This is a genomic window from Paenibacillus sp. FSL K6-2859 (genome assembly GCF_038008265.1).
Taxonomy (GTDB): Bacteria; Bacillota; Bacilli; order Paenibacillales; family Paenibacillaceae; genus Paenibacillus_AQ; species Paenibacillus_AQ nitricinens.
Map to the genome: position 1 here is coordinate 4,331,911 of NZ_JBBOYU010000001.1, position 17,544 is coordinate 4,349,454.

The following is a 17,544-nucleotide window of genomic DNA, read 5'->3' on the forward strand; positions in this document are numbered from 1 at the left end:
AAAAGAACATGGCTAGATTTCAGCACATGTTCTTTTTCAAGATAATCTAGAGTAAAGAAATGGCAAGCAGTTCGAACAACACAAGCGGCAAAATCACATTATTATTAGGAGGACCTGGGTAAGGACCTGGGCCTGGGTGTGGACCTGGGTAAGGACCAGGACCCGGATGCGGATGATAAGGCTGGTATGGATTATAATAACCGCGTGGCATTTGGCCATTCACCGCAACGTTCAAATATAAATGTTTATTATCTACTCCAGCTAGGGTGCCTTCATGCACTAAGCCATCTAAAGTCTGTATACTCACCTGATGGTTAAGATAGGGCCTGCAGGATTGATGCAAGGAATCACGAACACCGTGCAGGTGCCGGATCACCGCAGGATCGGCCTGATAAATCACATTATTTTGCTGTCCAGTGTTATATGTCGACATGGATGCTCTGACCTCCGTAAATGGATTTGCTCCATTCTATGCAGAAGCCTATATCACGGTGCCTATTTGAGAGATATCCTTATACTGGAAGGGCTACCTTCTCAACTTTCACATTTACCGAAACAAGGGACAAGCCCATCATATTCTCCACAGCATTACGTACATTTTTTTGCAGCATATAGCAGACCTCTTGAATCACACATCCGTAATTAACAATAACCCGCAGGTCGATGGCAACGTCTACTTCCTTCACTTCTACAGATAACCCTTTTTTCACATTTTTACCGCCCAAACGTTTGGCCCAGTTGTCCGAAATATTACTTCCTGACATCCCAGCAATACCTGGTGTTTCCAGAACCACCTGTCCAACGATCGATGTGACTACATCATCTGAGATATGAATTAATCCTTGCTCCGTTCCTTCATTCATATAAACAACCTCCATATTTGTTAATTTAAGAGATATTAAAGACTCTCCTCTACCTCTACCTTTACTTCTACCTCTGACTCTGCCCTGTGGTTCTTAACAAACAAATTATACACTTTGGTCAAGAGGATTTTCACAATCATATACAATGGAATAATCAGCAATATCGCAATAATCCCGCCTATATCTCCACCAACCAACACTAAAATGATCGTTGTCAGCGGATGAATATCAAGCTTTTTCCCAAAAATGTAGGGAGCAATCAGATTATCCTGAATTTGCTGAGCTACAAGAACGATGATGATGGACCATACGGCTATGGACGGCGATTGGATGAATCCGATAATAAAAATTGGGATGCTGGAGAGAATTGCACCAATGAAAGGTACAAAATTCATTACAACAGCAATTACTGTCAGCAACAATGCATACTGTAGTCCAATAATAAGGAAACCAATATACATCAAAACACCAAGCGCCAGATTGACTAATACCCGACCAACAATGAATCCACTTAACGCACTGTCAATTTCACTCATCATTGTAGTTCCTTCTCCACGATACTTCTTTGGAAAGAAACTTACAATCTTACGACCAAATTTCCCACCTTCCTTAAGCATGTAAAACAACATAATAGGAAAGGTAAATAAAATAATCGCGAAATTTGAAACAAAGGAGAATAGACCCGTTACGTAATTCGAAATCAGATTAAATCCTTTATTCAAATATTCAGTCAATTGGGAAGCAAGATCCATATCTGCTGGGATAATAGAAGCCAAAAATCCACTGTCCTCGAGCCTCAATAACTGCTGATTCACGGCTGCGATCAGATTTGGCATATTATCGACAAAATTAACTAGCTGTGTTCGAAGTGAAGGCCATACTCCAATACTAAAACCGAACAAGAGCAATGCAATGACCACATATACAATGATGATCGCAACAGAGCGATTTAGTTTATATCGCTCCAAAGTATTGATTAGAGGCCGGAGTAAATAATAGAAAAATCCTGCCAACATTAAGGGCACGATAATAACATTGAACAAAGACAAGATTGGACTGAAAATAAAATTAACTTGTGAGCCTAAAAATACGATGCCTAACACCAAAAGGATCGCTATACAAACTCGAATGAATGTGTTCAGTTTAGCCATAGTTCTCTCCTATCTTCTATTTTCGGGAGGCTTTCATCTCGCTATTTGGGAATACGGATGGTGAATACCGTTGGTTCCTTCTTTTCGCGACTGAGATGAAGCGTGCCACCCATTTTCTCTGTATTTTTCATAGCAATGGATAAACCAAGACCCGTTCCACCTGTAGTTGACCGCGCTTTATCTCCACGAACAAACGGATCAAAAAGCGTTGACCAAAGCTCTTCAGGAATACCTACTCCGGTATCTGCAATTTCAATTGCAACCTCACTCTCCGAAGGGATAACCTCCACACGTAGATGAGTACCTGGCGGATTATAGGTCAAAGCATTGGAGATCAAATTATGAACTACACTCGAGAGCAGCTCCGCATCGAAGTTTGCGAATACTTCCTGTTCAGGAACATTCAGCTGCAGGATGAAGTTCTTTTGTTCAATCTCACCATAGGAGTCTGCAACGATTTCACGAATAAACTCACCCAATTCATGACGCTCCATTCGTAGTAAAAAATCTGGGGAATCTATTTTTAGCAGCTCCACCATATTTTGAATCAGCTTGGTCACTTGCGAGGATTTATTATAGATATAGGTTAAATACCTTTTCTGGCGTTCTTCATCCTCCCCACGACCTTCAACCAACGCCTGTGCAAACCCCTGTATACTCGTAATGGGTGTCTTCAGATCATGAGAAAGATCAACCATCATGCGTTTCTTACTTTCTTCCGCTTGACGTTTTTCTTTCGTTGTCTTCTCAATGACGTCCGCCATATAATTAAAAGTCTCCCCTATTTGCGAAAATTCTTTCTCTGCATATAGCGAGATACGAGTATCATAATTTCCTTCAATCATCTGCTTCAAACCAAGCGTAATAATACGCAGCGGCTTCCTGATTCTTCGTGCCACCCAATAGCTGTACACGATAATAAGCAAGAGAACCATTCCAACTCCTAAAAAAACATAATATGAGAGCGAGTGGTTGAAGTATTCAACTAATGGATCACTGTTAATTGAAATGTCGATAACTTCTCTAGGGATCTTCAAAAGCAGCCACTCTGATTCATTCTCATTATTACGTGTAGTCAACGAGTAGAAGTATGCCTGATCTTCTCCGTTTTCCAGATTATTTAAGAGCTGGTTGTCGGTATATTGTGTTACATCGTCTTTCTTCTCACCAACAACGTCGATGACCTTCTTGTCTTGACCCAAGATCTCAATCCACCCACCGCTACGCAGAAGCCGTTTGGTTTCTATACCATGCTCCAGATTATCTCGATAGGCACTCGCTTCAACCTTCAAATCAGGATCAGCGATTTTATTTTTTTCGAACATATGGGTCACATCAAGATTAATGAACAAATAATAAACAATCACAAGAAAAAACAAAATGCAGATGAATAACAAAAAATCCAGCGTCAGCGATGATTGTAAAGGTCGTTGATCTCTATTGCTCCATAGGCGCTTCAATTTTGTATCCCAGCCCTCTAATAGTCTTTAAATAAACCGGCTTTTTGGAATCTTCCTCGATCTTTTCCCGGATATTACTGATATGTACCATGATACTATTATCTTCGTACACATAGAAATCTTCCCATACCGCCTCATATATTTTTTTTCGTGTAAAGACCCGGCCCGGTTGTTTCATCATTAATTCCAGAATTTTGTACTCAGTAGAGGTAAGAACGACGGGTTCTCCTGAACGATAGATCAGACACTGGCTTTGATCCAGCCTCAATTCTCCCAACACAATCTGTTCAGCTGCCTTTTCTTCAATTATCTGTGCGTCAAAATGATGTACCCGCCGCAGTAAAGCTCCCGCACGAGCTACAATTTCCAATGGATTAAACGGTTTGGAAATATAATCGTCGGCACCGAGTTCAAGTCCCAGTATTTTGTCGTAATGTTCGCTTTTTGCAGATAAAAACAACACCGGGAAATGATGAGACTCACGAATCTTCTTCAATAATTGCAGTCCATCTAGACCAGGCATCATAATATCAAGAATCGCTAAATCAATTTTATGGTTCTGTACTTGCTTTAACGCTTCAGTCCCACTGTTCGCTTCCACAATGTTGTACTCTTTCTCTAAATATAATCTCAACAATTCCACAATTTCTGCTTCATCATCTGCGATTAGAATTGTATACATAGTAATCACCCCATCTAACTATAATCTTCGATTATTAAACCCACCTAAACGCAATCTAAAGAATAGCTAAATTATTACATCCATCAAATTCTTATATTTAAATAAAAATCGCACACAGGAACCCGTCCCATGTACGATCGTATAATTCCAGAAATCCGAACGCCTGCTGGCAAATATAAACGCCCTCAGAGTCCTATTAAAAAGCAACACCAATTCCACCTTCACCCGCATAGGTTCCCATTACAGGTCCCATACTTGAGAGTAAAACTTCTTTGAACGGGTGCTTTTGTAAGATGCGTTCTTTAATCTCAAGCGCAAGCTTCTCACAGTTACTGTGTACTATAGCGATAACAGCCTTTTCGTAGTCATGCTGCTTCTCATCCAAATGTGCAAGCAGTCGGTTTAATGCCTTTGGAAGACCCCGGGTCTTCTCCACTACCTCAACAGTACCCTCTTCGCTGATTTTGAGCAGTAGTTTGATATTTAACACGGAAGCAACCGCTCCAGATATCCGGCTTAAACGTCCGCCCTTCATCACATTCTCAAGTGTGTCCAGTGTAAAATATGCTTGAACTTCATCCATTTGCTGAAGCACCTTGACCTTCAGTTCCTGCAGACTTGAACAAGTCTGTGACCACTTCGCCGCAAGACCCACGATCAGCGACAACCCGCCAGAAAAGGTCTTGGAATCTATAACCTCTATCGCATTGGTGTGTCCTTCTTCTTGGTACATTTCCATAGCGATCATAGCCGTCTGATAAGTGCTACTAATATTAGAGGACATACAAATGACCATAATGTCAGTACCTTCCTCTACTTGCCTGAATGTCTCAAGGAATTGGTTTGGACTGGGACTTGCTGTAGTAGGTAGCTCCTTGGATTCACTCATTTTAGCATAAAAGATTTTCGTATCCGTATCCGCAGGCATTAACTCATGCCCAAAATGAACCGGTAGATGGACCACGGAAACATTATACTTCTCCATGTAGTCAAGGGGTAGGTCAGAACCGCTGTCTGTTATGATCTTGATTGCCATAATATAAGTACTCTCCTTTCAATATCAGTACTATTATAGCTATCGGCAAATGAAATCTCCAGTAACCAATATAACTTGAAAAATCCTTCGATTTGTGCTTATGTCTTTCTTCCTTAACTTGTCCTAATATGATATGGTTTATGAATAAGCGTATAGAAATGGAGTGTATGTATGAGTAAGGGAAGAGTATGGAACAGAGGCAAGCATGATGGAACAGGACTATCGAGGAAAAAAACCGCAGATCAAGAAGTAACGGCGTCTACCGAAACAGAAACCACTGAAGCTTTAAATGAACCGTCAAATGACAGAATTGATACAGTTAAACCGATGAATCGTTCGACCTGGGTAACTCGTCCAGCACGGGTCATCAATAAAAATTCTAAAGACAAACAATGAATTTGACAAAAAGGGTTTCAGAACTTGTCCCTGAGTTCTGAAACCCTTTTTTTATATGTTCTTAAACGTAGGTAGTTTACATATTTACATCCGGACGCTTATACAAGACGAGTATGGCTGCTGCTATAAGGATCATGCCCATAAATGCGGGTGCGGCATGGCCTAGTGATACATAAATCTGACCTCCAATGATAGGCCCAATCATTCTTGCTAAAGCCTGAATAGACTGGCTACCTCCTTGAATCCTACCTTGTTCACTAGAATCGACAGACTTGGAAAGCATCCCGTTAAATGAAGGCCCAAAGATCGAATCCCCAAAGCCAAATATAAACATTCCAGCGATTAAAAGAGGATAGAATGAGAGCAAAGCAGATAAAGCAATAAAACTGTAACCGATAATTTCCGAAGCCATTCCAAGAATTGCTATATGTTTATCACTAAGTTTCTTCAAAAGCTTTGGCATGATCAAACCTTGTGAAATGATGTCTTGGAGACCCATAATCGAAAACATAACTCCGATTAGTGCAGGCTTCCAGCTGAAAGTATCTATCGTAAATTGAGAAAATACTGCCTGTAAAGATCCGTTAGGAATCCAGAGTAAAAAAGCTGAGACTAGCAGCCTATTTAAGTTTTTCGTAGAAAGTAAGTTGGCAAGCTGTGAAAATGGATTCAGTCTTACAAATGTAATCTCCTTCAGTCTATTCTTCTCGGCAAGGCTCTCTGGCATAAAAAAGAATCCATAAACAACATTCAATAAAGTTATGATTGCTCCAAAATACAAAGGAACAGAATAACCAAACTTAGCAAGTAATCCGCCTATCGTTGGGCCAATGACGGTGCCTACACCTACAACTGCACTCACCCATCCGAAGTATTTGGTTCTCTGTTCTGCAGGAATGATGTCTGCAAAATATGCGAAGATCGTGCTTATGCTCCCGCCTGTTATACCTTCGATTATGCGCCCAGCAAATAGTACCCATAGAGCCCCTCCTATACCAAAAACCAAGTACCCGATGGCGGAACCCAACAGGCATACTAAGAGTAATGGACGCCTGCCATATTTGTCGCTCAAAGCTCCAAGTACGGGGGCTGCAAAAAATACACAGACTGCATAAACCGAGGTCAGCATCGTAACAACTATTGCTTGTTCTCCCGGACTGCTTGTATATGGCTGCACTAAGAAAGGGACGACAGGCATTACGATACTAAAGCCAATTCCGCAAAGAAACACAGAGATAAGACCGAATATTAATGCGTGCTTATCTACGGATTGTCCTGTGTTCTGTTCATTGTGTGATTTAAATATGGACATTTATGTTCACTCCTTAAATTTGCATTTTGATTCCTAGGAAACATGTTTATCGTATCGCCATTTTGTTTCCTTGTCAACAAAATAATCACAATAAAAATACAGCCGTTCTCCATAGAGCCCGACTGCATCTGGTTCAATTTCATTATTCAAATTTTATTCCGATTTCATATCTTTACCCTGTTTTTTTATTTCCGCATCCAAATGACTACTATATTTTTCCACGAAACTAAGCATACTATCAAATTGTTCCTCGGTTATCTGCTCAAAGACGGCCTTATCCCGCTCTTGAAACTCTTTGTGAAGGTTCTCATGGATTTTATAAATTACTTTTCCTTGCTCAGTAAGCCTAAAATAGATTTCTTTTTTGTTATCCGACTTCTGGTAGCTTTCGATCAGGCCTTTTTCTATGAGTTTCTTAGTTAATTTACTTATGGCACCGCGCGTCATAAAAAAGGACTCCGCAAGTTTTGTTACGTTGGAATCTACATTTTTTTCAATGTATTCAATACAATGTACTTCAGAAGATGTATAACCCTTAAGACTGGCTTCCATCTTATCTTTGTTAAGCCAGACCATCTTATTATATAGGTCCCTGACACCCGTTAGGATCTGATCTTCTTTGTTCATGACCTGTCCTCCCACCCGCTCTTGCATTAACAATATTATATCACATTATTTTTTGTTTCTATTTCAACAATATTTAAAATCATTAATTCAGGAATTGAGCGAACAGCAAATAGGGTTTCGAAACGAAATCATTCGTTTCAAAACCCTATTGCTCTATATTCTGAAGCTACTTACAAAAGCAGCCTTTGCTAATCCTAACATTATGCACGAGTGGAGAGAATGAATCTCTCTAGTGCTGCTGTATCCGTAATCCTATGATTACATGCTTGGCTCTCAATGCAAATATATTGGCCAATGGAAGAGTAATCATCCGGCGAAGATTTCGCAAGCTTGGTCTTGACCGTAAAAAAGGCGAGCTGTTGCTGCCGATTACAGAACAGGCAATACCCCTTCTTGTTCATTGGTGTCATTCTACCTTCAATACCGATAAACTGCCCTTCGAACGGATATACAATAAATAATTTATTGGTAGCAATATCTATCCAGCTCAAATATGTCATATATCGAAAGTCGATGGCTGATAAATCAGGTACCTTCAGCTTTTTATTCTTAGGGAACAACTTCTGAATCTGTTTCGGTGTAATCTGCGGAAAAGGTTCTAAATAAGGCTCTAATCCACTAAGATACTTCTGAAAATCGTATGCAGTCTCAAAGGCTGATATTTGTTGCAGCAACTGCTGCTGACTATCACTTAGTGTTGAAAAAGCTTCTACAACATTCAACGATGAACGATATCTTACCGTCTCCAAGACTCTTCGATCCGCTACAGTTCGCAGTGTTTTTAGAAGGAAGTCTGTTTGTTTTTTAATAAAATTATATTGATGGTTTCTAATAAATGGTGTATTCATTGCTCTTCAGCCCCTTATTTGTTATGAAAATTTCATAAGGTGCAAAGCCCATTATTAGAAACGATAATATTTAGTTTGGGCGATCATCCATCCTATCGCACCTCACGCAAAGTATCGCCCTAATTTAGGCTTTGCGTGAGGAACTTCTAGCTAATGGGCAAACCAGCATTAGCACAGTACCACCTCCGATTACATTCACGAAAAAAGTATAACAGGAATGTTTGCCATCGGCTAGACCATGTTGCCAACCTCTGCTTCATCTCTGGAAGGTGCTTCACCAATGAGCTGCTTCAAAAGTTTCTTCATCATGACTGAAGCTTTCACTTTGGTGTGAAGACACGGCGAAAGCTCAATTTCGTAGTTGCCTTGCTTAATGGTTTCTTTCAATTCCTCAACCGTTGAGCAGGTAATATTCAACCGATTCAGAACACTACCATATTGCAGACATTGATGACTATCACTACCGGCAATCACCGGTACACCAAGCTTTTCAGCAAAAGGTGTGATCAGGTTCTTGTAAGTCTCTGCCCCCTGCATGTAAATATCCTTTGCATTGAAATCAAAAGCATCTAATCTCCGAAGCAGCTCTGGATCCAGTTGATGTAATGGCGTAGAGATTCGGAAGGGATGAGCTCCGATTTTCCAAAGCTTATGTTCATCAGCCATGTCCAGCAGATCCTTGAAAGGAATAAAATCCCCCTCCTTCGTATGCTCATCCAGTAAAGCGCGAACGGCTAGAATATTCTCCTTAAGTCCAATCAGCAGAATATGACCCGTCTCCGCGATATCCACCTCCATACCCGGAAACAGTTTAAGTCCGTTTACATTATAATAATGTCCGTTATAAGGATAAGTCTGGTCCAGCGTCTCATACATCGCAAAGAAATTAGAAGTGTTAAAGTGCTCGGTCAAAGCTACTGCCTGTAATCCGTTCGCTTTCGCCTCAAACATCATTTCAGCAAAATATTCAGGGGAAAAGGTTGATTTCTTAGATAATTTACCGTGGGTATGCAGATCAATATTCATGTCTAATTCGTCTCCTTTGAGCTTATGAGTGATGTTAATACACCAGTTTAGGGTAGAGGTAACCGATCCAAAAAAGCAAAATAACATAAACGGTGGATCCGGATAAAAAGTACCAGTCGGACCGCTTCATTTTCAAATAAGATAGCTTAATCTTCTTCACTTTCTTATTGTTAAGACCGTAGCTAAATCCCCGAGTCTCAAGCGACTCGATCGTGGTCCGGGAACGTTTAGCGGTATTTAGCATGAGTGGATAAAATGCCAGGATCACAATGCGCAAATAATATGTTGCTGTTCTCCAATACAACAAACCATGTTGCAGCGGTCTTTGCCCTCTCAGTCTGAAGGATAACAAAATCTGATGGAATTCCTCCAGTAACGTAGGTAAAATACGATAACCATAAGATAAGCTGAAAGCAAATGTATCTGGAATCCCTAAGGATAGCAGGCCGTCACTAAGTCTTTCCGGATCGAGACTGGAGAACACCGTAATACTAGCTAGTGATATTACTGAGAGCTTAAGTGTCAGCGTCAACATAGGCAGCAACGATTCAATTCCTCCGCCGAAAAAGAGAGACAGGATGAACATCCACCCAATTTGGCTGATTAATCCCAGACACAATATAAAAATAATATACGGGCTGACCCGGGAGAGGACAGTCGTTAAGACCATAAGCACGAACATCCCTAACAAAACTGTACGGTTATGTACGAACCAAGGCACGATGGCAAAGAACAAATACCAAAGTAGCAGCGTTCGCGGGTCGAGCCTCCCCAGAAATGTACTGCTACTGTTATAAGCAGTCCCTAAGAGCTCCAGTTTAATTTGTTCTACAGATATACGGTCAAGTGCCCGTTTAACAGCTTCCATGGATTGCAGCTACCTCCTTTTTCACTTCCACTAGACTTACGAATTCCTCTAAGCTGCTGCAAATTTTGGGCAGACCGAGCATACGGCTCAGCTCCATCAATTGCGTCTGAGCCAGACCCGCCCTCCGTAATAGAAGTCCGTCAGCGAAGATTTCATCTTTCGTTCCGTCAGCAATAATCCTGCCTTGATGCATAACGATAATCCTGGTCGCCCACTCAGACACAAGCTGCATATCGTGAGTCGCGATCACCACTGTCTCAACATGACTGCGAAGCGTTTCCAGCACATGAACCATTTCCTGTTTGGTCGAAATATCCAAATTGGCCGTTGGTTCATCGAGCAGCATGACGGCAGGACGAACAGCTGCACCAATGGCTAGCGATACCCGGCGCTGCTGACCCCCACTCAGAAGTCGAGCGTCACGTTCTGCTAATTCATGGAGCCGGAATGCTTTTAGCATTTCTTCTACTCTCTCTTCTGCGTCTGGTAGCTTCCGCGCCTTCAAATAATAAGCAATTTCTTTGCGTACAGAATCCTCAATGAACATTTCCTCTGGGTTCTGAAATACGTATGCTACGGTACCGGAGAGACGCTCGGGTGGCAGACCGTTCACGGTCATCCCTTTCACATTTACGGTTCCAGCTGTAGGTCTGACAATTCCAGCAATCAGCTTCATTAAAGAAGATTTTCCCGCCCCGTTGTTGCCAATAAGAGCAATAGACTCACCCTGCCGCAGTTCCAGCTGAACACCATTCAAGACAGGATGCATCGTCTTATGAATGGTACGGTATGAGAGGTATACATTCTCCATCTGAACGACACTCTTCACTTCCCGATTTACAGTAAGGGACTGCTCCTTCATATAGTCAGATGGATCATTTCTCTGGATCCTATCCTGCCGCAATATCATGTGGGCATTCCCTTCTTCAGCGCTCAAGGGAAGGAATTGGGTTAGCGGCGCATCAGATTGCAAGAGCCAAGCTGCCCGAGTCACATCCGGGGGATAAATGCCCAGCTCCAGCAGTTCTTTTACAGATGATAAAGCTTCGCGCACCGGCTTCTGCCAGCACATTCTCCCCTTATCCATCAGGACGACATTCTTACAATAGTCAGCAATAAATTCCGCATGATGTTCGATCACTACAATGGTCTTCCCATGCTCCTCATTCAAACGGCGCAGAATATCATAGATATGGCGGGCATGCTGCGGATCCAGCTGAGCTACCGGTTCATCAATGACTAGAATTTCCGGATCCATCGCTAGTGCTCCGGCTAAAGCGAGCAAATGTTTTTGCCCGCCACTCAATTGCCAGATGAATTCATTTCTTAAATCGCTAAGTCCGGTTAGTGCCAGTGCCCGCTCTCCCCGCTCCCTATAATCGGCAAATCCATAATTGAGTGGCGTAAACGACACATCATCTAGGACCGTCGGACGCACTAATTGATTCTCAAAATCCTGATAAACATACCCGATATGCCTGGAAAGCTCAGCTACACTTTTCCCATCCGCCGGTTGTCCACAGATCGTCGCCTCTCCAGTGAAGTCCCCTGTGTAATAATGAGGAATCAAGCCATTAAAGCATTTACACAGCGTGGATTTTCCCGAACCATTACTACCTATAATGGCAATGAAATCTCCTTCTTCTAGCCGCAAAGATACATCTTGCAGTACAGGTTGTTCGGCTCCCGGATAAGTAAAGGTGACTCCATTCAGTTCGAGTATTGATTTACGCATCTACTTGACCCGCTTCCTGTCTTTTACGTACTGACCGCCGAATCAGGGATATAATTGCTGTTGCTGCAACAATTGCCGCTACCAGCATACTTAGCCAGATTAAGCTCTCTTCATTCGACTCTGCCCAAGCAAACTCAAAGTCACCAAAGTTCCATCCGGATTCCGAGAGCAATTCTGATCCAAGCGCAACCATGACCAGAATCGTTCCAAAAATAACTAGCTTAGGAGATAGCCAAGCCCCTGTAGCATATTTCATGTTCCGTTCACGCGGCTTCATACCAAGCAAAGGTTCGATTTTCCCATATAAACGTGGGACCAGATACATAGTAGGAATTAGAGCGAACAAGATACCGGAGAAGAGTACGTCGTTCAAAAAGCCAACTCCCTCGATTACAACGATACTCTCTGCCAGACCTTTAACAGCTTCAAGTTCTTCTACACCCACCCATACTTTCACTATATCCACAACAGAGCTGAAGAACTGGTGAATCGCTACGCCAGTAATCGCTGCTACTCCAACCTGTCTACGATTCTTCGGATCAGATACCATACGGCCAGCGGTATACATCGCTAGTGAGAAGGTGATGAATTTCTCCAATTCGCCCAGCCCGCCAAATTGACCTAACATCAGTTCCCCAAAGATCACTTCACCCACAGCTGCCCCAATGGCCGCATACAGTGGATGAAACAGCATACATAAGGTCAAAGGAATGAATGCGAAATATTCAATCGATAATTCAATGGGGCCTAGTTTGATCCCAGGCACAAGCTCCGTAAACATATTGGACAAACCGTAAAGCGACATCGACAGTACAAAAATCATCATTTTTTGTGACTGAGTCAACGTGTAGCGCGTTTTTATCGTACTCATGAATATTTGACCTCCCTACAAGAATTTATCTTCATTATAAGAAGGTCATGTCAGCACAACTTTTACCAATTGTTAAATGGGAGTAATATTTTTTTCAGTATTTTTAACGTTGTAAAAATATTTACAACATCTTCATACGTTATATTCTATTTAACACTTCATATTAGGAGGAATGAGAGATTGTATAAAGATTGGAATCGCCGCGCCTTCTCACCAAATCAACGAATAATTGCTGACTTTATTCAGAAAAATGAGCAACGTGTAGTCTATATGACGGAACAGGAAATGGCAGATGAACTTCAATTAAGCATTGCCTCCGTCTCGCGGTTCTGGAAAGCGGCTGGATTCAAACATGCCAAAGATTTCAAAAACCGGCTCCGTTTCCGCTTTGAATCCACCCCTTCCATAAAAATGCGTGATGCCATGCAAAGATCGGATGATCGTTCACTTCCTCAAGTGCTGCTGGACAATTGCTTACATCATCTGCAAGAGACACGCCGCTATTTGAGCGACGAGGCGCTGCAGCGTGCAGTAGTAGCACTATCTGCAGCTCGCATTGTATATGTATATAGCCCAGGCCCTTGTGCTGGACTAGCCGAGCTGATGATTTATCGAATGGCGCGTTTTGGACTACAGATGAAAAAAATGGCCCCCAGCGGACACGAACTGCTAGAGTCCTTAATGCATGCTGATCAAAAAGATGTATTGCTTGTCTTTGGATTCGTTCAACTGTTACCTGAAATCGAAGTGATTCTGGACCAAGCACGTGAAGCTAATTACCAGGTCATCCTGATCACTGACAGACTTGTGTATCCTCGATCCCAAGATGCAGGTATTGTACTCTATGCCGGGAGAGGTGAGGTTTGGGAGTTTCACTCCATGGTCGGTCCCACATATATTATCGAGAATCTGATTCTTGGGGTGGGTTTAGCAAATAGAGATAGTAGTCTAAGCAAATTAGACAAATTACAGCAGCTAAGAGCACAGTATGGAGGGAAGCTTCCGAGGAATTGAGTTCTTAATAAAAAACAATTTTTAAAGCGAAATTTAGTCAATTGCATAAAATAATCATACGCTTTCAAAATAACATAATGCTAATATAATAACGATAAATCCAAAGAAATTAGTGAATTCATGAACGCACAGTTAAATATGACTCCCTCATTATTCTAACAATAGGAGGTGAACGGACGTTACCAGTATAAACTTAATGAGGGTTTACATAAATAAAATTCATGAGGTGGTTTTTGGTGATTTTACGCAAGTGGTCAATTACATTTGTAGCATTCTTACTGATTTTCACATGGACCGGACAACTTTCGAACAAAGCACATGCTGCGAGCGGATTTTATGTAAGCGGTACCAAATTAATGGATGCTACAGGACAACCATTTGTTATGCGAGGAGTCAATCATGCGCACACATGGTATAAGGATCAATTGTCTACCGCAATACCAGCCATTGCTAAAACTGGTGCCAACACGGTACGCATTGTATTAGCGAATGGATACAAATGGACGATTGATGATGTGAATGCCATCAAAAATATCATCAGCCTCTGTGAACAAAATAAACTAATTGCCGTTTTGGAAGTACATGACGCAACAGGAAGCGATAGTCTATCCGATTTGGACAACGCCGTTAATTACTGGATCAGTATTAAAGACGCACTGATTGGCAAAGAAGACCGTGTACTCATAAATATAGCTAACGAGTGGTACGGAACATGGGATGGAGTAGCCTGGGCTAATGGTTATAAGCAAGCTATTCCTAAATTACGAAACGCCGGTCTAAATCATACGCTGATTGTTGATTCTGCTGGCTGGGGACAATATCCAGATTCGGTCAAAAATTATGGGACGGAAGTACTGAATGCGGACCCGTTAAAAAATACATTGTTCTCTGTCCATATGTATGAATATGCTGGGGGCAATGCAAATACCGTCAAATCCAATATTGACGGTGTGCTGAACAAGAATCTTGCGCTGATTATCGGCGAATTTGGCGGACAGCATACAAACGGTGATGTGGATGAAGCCACCATTATGAGCTATTCCCAAGAGAAAGGAGTCGGCTGGTTGGCTTGGTCCTGGAAGGGCAATAGCAGTGACTTGGCTTATCTTGATATGACGAATGATTGGACAGGCAACTCCCTCACCTCGTTCGGCAATACCGTTGTGAATGGCAGTAACGGCATAAAAGCAACTTCTGTGTTGTCCGGCATTTTCGGAGGTGTAACTCCAACCTCAAGCCCTACTTCTACACCTACACCTACACCTACTCCTACTCCTACTCCTACTCCTACTCCTACTCCTACTCCTACACCTACTCCTACACCTACTCTTACACCTACACCTACACCTACACCTACTCCTACACCAAGCCCGAGTCCGGGAAATAACGGGGCGATCTTATATGATTTTGAGTCGGGAACTCAAGGTTGGTCGGGAAACAATATTTCGGGAGGACCATGGGTCACCAATGAATGGAAAGCTACGGGAGCGCAAACTCTCAAAGCCGATGTCTCCTTACAATCCAATTCCACGCATAGCCTATATATAACCTCAAATCAAAACCTGTCCGGAAAAAGCAGTCTGAAAGTAACGGTTAAGCATGCGAACTGGGGAAATATTGGCAACGGAATCTATGCGAAACTATACTTGAAGACCGGGTCCGGGTGGACATGGTATGATTCTGGAGAGAATCTGATTCAATCGAACGTCGGTACCACTTTGACACTATCCCTCAGCGGCATTTCGAATTTGTCCGCAGTCAAAGAAATTGGGGTGGAATTCCGCGCCTCCTCGAACAGTAGTGGCCAATCCGCTATTTATCTAGATAGTGTGAGTCTGCAATAATTTATTAAAACTGTTAAATAACAAAAAAGATAAACTGCGAGGGGCCGTACCTTACGGCTCCTTTATTACTGTCAACCACAGGATTCAGGTCAATTAATAGGCGACCTCGGAAGCCATGAATAATTTACCTCCTTTTACAAACACTACGAAACAAAAGGAGGCTGATGTTTCATGTGTCAACGTTTTTCGCTAGCGGCCGAACTGCAGGAAATTAGGGATCATTTTGAAATCAACCGAGTGATGTACTACTATAAAGACCGCTATAATATTAGTCCCACGCAGGATATGCCGGTAGTTTTACAACAGGATGGTGAGCGAATTCTAGATGAGTTCCGCTGGGGATTCGTTCCTTATTGGGGAAAAGATGCGATCAATGCGGATCTCCGTAACGTGCATCAGAATCCAACCTACCGCAAGATGGTGGACAAGCATCGTTGTATTATCCCGTGCAATGGGTTTTATTATTGGAAAAAGGAAGGCAAGAAGACTTATCCAGTTCGGGTAGTCATGAATAATCGCAGTATGTTCGGAGTGGCTGGTCTATACGAAATTTGGCGGGATACGCGCGGGGAGCCTCTTCGTACCTGTTCTCTGGTCATGACTGATGCCAATCCACTGATTAGCGAATTTGAGAGCCGGATGCCGGCGATTTTGTCCCCACAGGATATCACTCGATGGCTTGATGAGGAGACAAATGATCTGGAAGCACTGAATCCGATTCTGCGGCCTTATTCAGCAGATGAAATGCAGGTGTACCCAGTTACCCCAATGATTAACGACAACAGGAATGACTCGGCCGATTGTATCCGGGAAATGGATCTGAAGGGCTCCTGGGTAAAACCTTGAGATACTAGTAGAATTGGATTAGAATACCTTAATAATGAAGCAGCGGTGCTAGGGCGGGAAACTAAAGCCTTAACATACCGCTGCTTTTATTGTTACCGCTGAATATTGAAAGCAAGTTGCTGCTCGGATCTCTATTCTTCTACTGTCTACTTGACGGAGAGTTCGGCTTCATATTGTTCAAGCTTTTCAAAAACACCATCCACCCATTCTTGGTCATCCCATATTTGTGGATTGTCAAAGTTTCTTTCCGCAGGGTGACCCGTTGTGAAAGTATCTACACCATCTTTGTAGCCAAAGTACAAATCAACAATTTCCAATGACTTATTTGAAGATTGAACTAACAGTGTGCAAGTCAATCCAGACCCTTCGTTTGAAAAAGGTAAGCTCAGATAGTAAAGATTCTTATCAATTTTATTAATCACTTCTTCATTAAACTCATTATCGAGACCGAAATTCACACTACTGGCACCGTTCAATGCCTGCTTTTGTGTTAATTCCAACATTTTATCTGTGAATTTAAGAAGATTTGCACTCGAGATGTAATTCTCAAAGGATACAGTTTCTTGTTTTGCAACAGCTCCGGTATAAAGATTAACGAAGGCTTTTCCAAAGGTCACAATAGAATCATAATCTTCTTCATTGTTCTGATCTTCTTTTATAGAAAATTTACGATTAGCCAATTCACTTAAGCTTTCTGCCACTAATTTCTCTGACGGTTCAACAGATGCTTCTATCTTCGATATAGCTGTATTTGGATTGTCTTTTATTACGGTAGGGTTTAAAACAAATAACATCAATACTACAATTCCTAACGTGAATATTCTCATAAAACCACCTTTTTCAACCCGTTCTTTGTTTCTTTTTGAAATATTACTGGTGCTCTGTCGTTGTCCATTAACGCCCCTCCTTTATTTAGTATTGCATAAGTTCTTTTCCGCTTTTCTAATTCCATAATATACTAGATC

18 protein-coding genes are annotated in these 17,544 nt (G+C 41.9%); 4 read left to right on the forward strand and 14 right to left on the reverse strand.

Translation table 11 applies throughout. The annotated features are described in order from the left end of the window. Positions 1-46: 46 nt before the first annotated feature. From MHB64_RS19390 to MHB64_RS19415, 6 genes are all read right to left on the reverse strand, one after another. Positions 47-433, reverse strand: coding sequence for a hypothetical protein (locus MHB64_RS19390; protein WP_094869579.1), 387 nt, complete (start codon positions 431-433; stop codon positions 47-49). Between the two features lie 79 nt (positions 434-512). Beyond that, positions 513-863: an Asp23/Gls24 family envelope stress response protein gene (locus MHB64_RS19395; protein ID WP_042129003.1), complete on the reverse strand. Its 351-nt coding sequence runs from the start codon at positions 861-863 to the stop codon at positions 513-515. A 35-nt stretch (positions 864-898) separates the two neighbouring features. Beyond that, positions 899-2,014: an AI-2E family transporter gene (locus tag MHB64_RS19400; protein WP_280786417.1), complete on the reverse strand. Its 1,116-nt coding sequence runs from the start codon at positions 2,012-2,014 to the stop codon at positions 899-901. Positions 2,015-2,055: 41 nt separating this feature from the next. After that, positions 2,056-3,339 (reverse strand): sensor histidine kinase, encoded by a 1,284-nt coding sequence (locus MHB64_RS19405; protein WP_341135168.1) that lies wholly within the window; start codon positions 3,337-3,339, stop codon positions 2,056-2,058. A gap of 112 nt (positions 3,340-3,451) precedes the next feature. Continuing rightward, positions 3,452-4,156, reverse strand: coding sequence for a response regulator transcription factor (locus tag MHB64_RS19410; protein WP_341135169.1), 705 nt, complete (start codon positions 4,154-4,156; stop codon positions 3,452-3,454). Between the two features lie 196 nt (positions 4,157-4,352). After that, positions 4,353-5,192, reverse strand: coding sequence for a DegV family protein (locus MHB64_RS19415; protein WP_094869575.1), 840 nt, complete (start codon positions 5,190-5,192; stop codon positions 4,353-4,355). Between the two features lie 171 nt (positions 5,193-5,363). Here MHB64_RS19415 and MHB64_RS19420 point away from each other — a divergent pair, with 171 nt between their 5' ends. Then, positions 5,364-5,588 (forward strand): hypothetical protein, encoded by a 225-nt coding sequence (locus MHB64_RS19420; protein WP_341135170.1) that lies wholly within the window; start codon positions 5,364-5,366, stop codon positions 5,586-5,588. A 76-nt stretch (positions 5,589-5,664) separates the two neighbouring features. Here the strand turns inward: MHB64_RS19420 and MHB64_RS19425 are convergent, their stop codons facing one another. The 7 genes from MHB64_RS19425 to MHB64_RS19455 form a co-directional block, all read right to left on the reverse strand. Then, entirely contained in the window at positions 5,665-6,900 is a 1,236-nt protein-coding gene (locus MHB64_RS19425; RefSeq protein ID WP_341135171.1) for an MFS transporter, read from the reverse strand. Between the two features lie 153 nt (positions 6,901-7,053). Beyond that, positions 7,054-7,527, reverse strand: coding sequence for a MarR family transcriptional regulator (locus MHB64_RS19430; protein ID WP_094869572.1), 474 nt, complete (start codon positions 7,525-7,527; stop codon positions 7,054-7,056). 200 nt (positions 7,528-7,727) lie between these two features. After that, complete coding sequence (locus tag MHB64_RS19435) at positions 7,728-8,375, reverse strand: FusB/FusC family EF-G-binding protein (RefSeq protein WP_094869571.1); 648 nt, start codon at positions 8,373-8,375, stop codon at positions 7,728-7,730. A gap of 231 nt (positions 8,376-8,606) precedes the next feature. Beyond that, entirely contained in the window at positions 8,607-9,401 is a 795-nt protein-coding gene (locus tag MHB64_RS19440; RefSeq protein ID WP_341135172.1) for a PHP domain-containing protein, read from the reverse strand. Between the two features lie 34 nt (positions 9,402-9,435). Next, positions 9,436-10,269, reverse strand: coding sequence for an energy-coupling factor transporter transmembrane component T family protein (locus tag MHB64_RS19445; RefSeq protein ID WP_341135173.1), 834 nt, complete (start codon positions 10,267-10,269; stop codon positions 9,436-9,438). Next, complete coding sequence (locus MHB64_RS19450) at positions 10,256-12,004, reverse strand: ABC transporter ATP-binding protein (protein ID WP_341135174.1); 1,749 nt, start codon at positions 12,002-12,004, stop codon at positions 10,256-10,258. Before MHB64_RS19450 ends, MHB64_RS19445 begins: the two co-directional genes overlap by 14 nt. Continuing rightward, positions 11,997-12,875, reverse strand: coding sequence for a cell division protein FtsQ (locus tag MHB64_RS19455; RefSeq protein WP_094869567.1), 879 nt, complete (start codon positions 12,873-12,875; stop codon positions 11,997-11,999). The genes MHB64_RS19450 and MHB64_RS19455 overlap by 8 nt, the downstream gene beginning before the upstream one ends. A gap of 180 nt (positions 12,876-13,055) precedes the next feature. Here MHB64_RS19455 and MHB64_RS19460 point away from each other — a divergent pair, with 180 nt between their 5' ends. From MHB64_RS19460 to MHB64_RS19470, 3 genes are all read left to right on the forward strand, one after another. Then, complete coding sequence (locus MHB64_RS19460; RefSeq protein WP_094876047.1) at positions 13,056-13,889, forward strand: MurR/RpiR family transcriptional regulator; 834 nt, start codon at positions 13,056-13,058, stop codon at positions 13,887-13,889. Between the two features lie 236 nt (positions 13,890-14,125). Then, on the forward strand, positions 14,126-15,733 hold the full coding sequence (locus tag MHB64_RS19465) for a glycoside hydrolase family 5 protein (protein ID WP_341135175.1): 1,608 nt from the start codon (positions 14,126-14,128) through the stop codon (positions 15,731-15,733). A gap of 171 nt (positions 15,734-15,904) precedes the next feature. After that, on the forward strand, positions 15,905-16,579 hold the full coding sequence (locus MHB64_RS19470; RefSeq protein ID WP_094869564.1) for an SOS response-associated peptidase: 675 nt from the start codon (positions 15,905-15,907) through the stop codon (positions 16,577-16,579). 146 nt (positions 16,580-16,725) lie between these two features. Here the strand turns inward: MHB64_RS19470 and MHB64_RS19475 are convergent, their stop codons facing one another. Next, positions 16,726-17,406: a hypothetical protein gene (locus tag MHB64_RS19475; RefSeq protein WP_280786424.1), complete on the reverse strand. Its 681-nt coding sequence runs from the start codon at positions 17,404-17,406 to the stop codon at positions 16,726-16,728. Between the last annotated feature and the right edge of the window lie 138 nt (positions 17,407-17,544).

What these genes read in the sequence shown, in the direction of transcription:
- MHB64_RS19390 (WP_094869579.1), bottom strand. Translation starts at nt 433, where the DNA reads ATGTCGACATATAACACTGGACAGCAAAATAATGTGATTTATCAGGCC.
- MHB64_RS19395 (WP_042129003.1), bottom strand. Translation starts at nt 863, where the DNA reads ATGAATGAAGGAACGGAGCAAGGATTAATTCATATCTCAGATGATGTA.
- MHB64_RS19400 (WP_280786417.1), bottom strand. Translation starts at nt 2,014, where the DNA reads ATGGCTAAACTGAACACATTCATTCGAGTTTGTATAGCGATCCTTTTG.
- MHB64_RS19405 (WP_341135168.1), bottom strand. Translation starts at nt 3,339, where the DNA reads ATGTTCGAAAAAAATAAAATCGCTGATCCTGATTTGAAGGTTGAAGCG.
- MHB64_RS19410 (WP_341135169.1), bottom strand. Translation starts at nt 4,156, where the DNA reads ATGTATACAATTCTAATCGCAGATGATGAAGCAGAAATTGTGGAATTG.
- MHB64_RS19415 (WP_094869575.1), bottom strand. Translation starts at nt 5,192, where the DNA reads ATGGCAATCAAGATCATAACAGACAGCGGTTCTGACCTACCCCTTGAC.
- MHB64_RS19420 (WP_341135170.1), top strand. Translation starts at nt 5,364, where the DNA reads ATGAGTAAGGGAAGAGTATGGAACAGAGGCAAGCATGATGGAACAGGA.
- MHB64_RS19425 (WP_341135171.1), bottom strand. Translation starts at nt 6,900, where the DNA reads ATGTCCATATTTAAATCACACAATGAACAGAACACAGGACAATCCGTA.
- MHB64_RS19430 (WP_094869572.1), bottom strand. Translation starts at nt 7,527, where the DNA reads ATGAACAAAGAAGATCAGATCCTAACGGGTGTCAGGGACCTATATAAT.
- MHB64_RS19435 (WP_094869571.1), bottom strand. Translation starts at nt 8,375, where the DNA reads ATGAATACACCATTTATTAGAAACCATCAATATAATTTTATTAAAAAA.
- MHB64_RS19440 (WP_341135172.1), bottom strand. Translation starts at nt 9,401, where the DNA reads ATGAATATTGATCTGCATACCCACGGTAAATTATCTAAGAAATCAACC.
- MHB64_RS19445 (WP_341135173.1), bottom strand. Translation starts at nt 10,269, where the DNA reads ATGGAAGCTGTTAAACGGGCACTTGACCGTATATCTGTAGAACAAATT.
- MHB64_RS19450 (WP_341135174.1), bottom strand. Translation starts at nt 12,004, where the DNA reads ATGCGTAAATCAATACTCGAACTGAATGGAGTCACCTTTACTTATCCG.
- MHB64_RS19455 (WP_094869567.1), bottom strand. Translation starts at nt 12,875, where the DNA reads ATGAGTACGATAAAAACGCGCTACACGTTGACTCAGTCACAAAAAATG.
- MHB64_RS19470 (WP_094869564.1), top strand. Translation starts at nt 15,905, where the DNA reads ATGTGTCAACGTTTTTCGCTAGCGGCCGAACTGCAGGAAATTAGGGAT.
- MHB64_RS19475 (WP_280786424.1), bottom strand. Translation starts at nt 17,406, where the DNA reads ATGAGAATATTCACGTTAGGAATTGTAGTATTGATGTTATTTGTTTTA.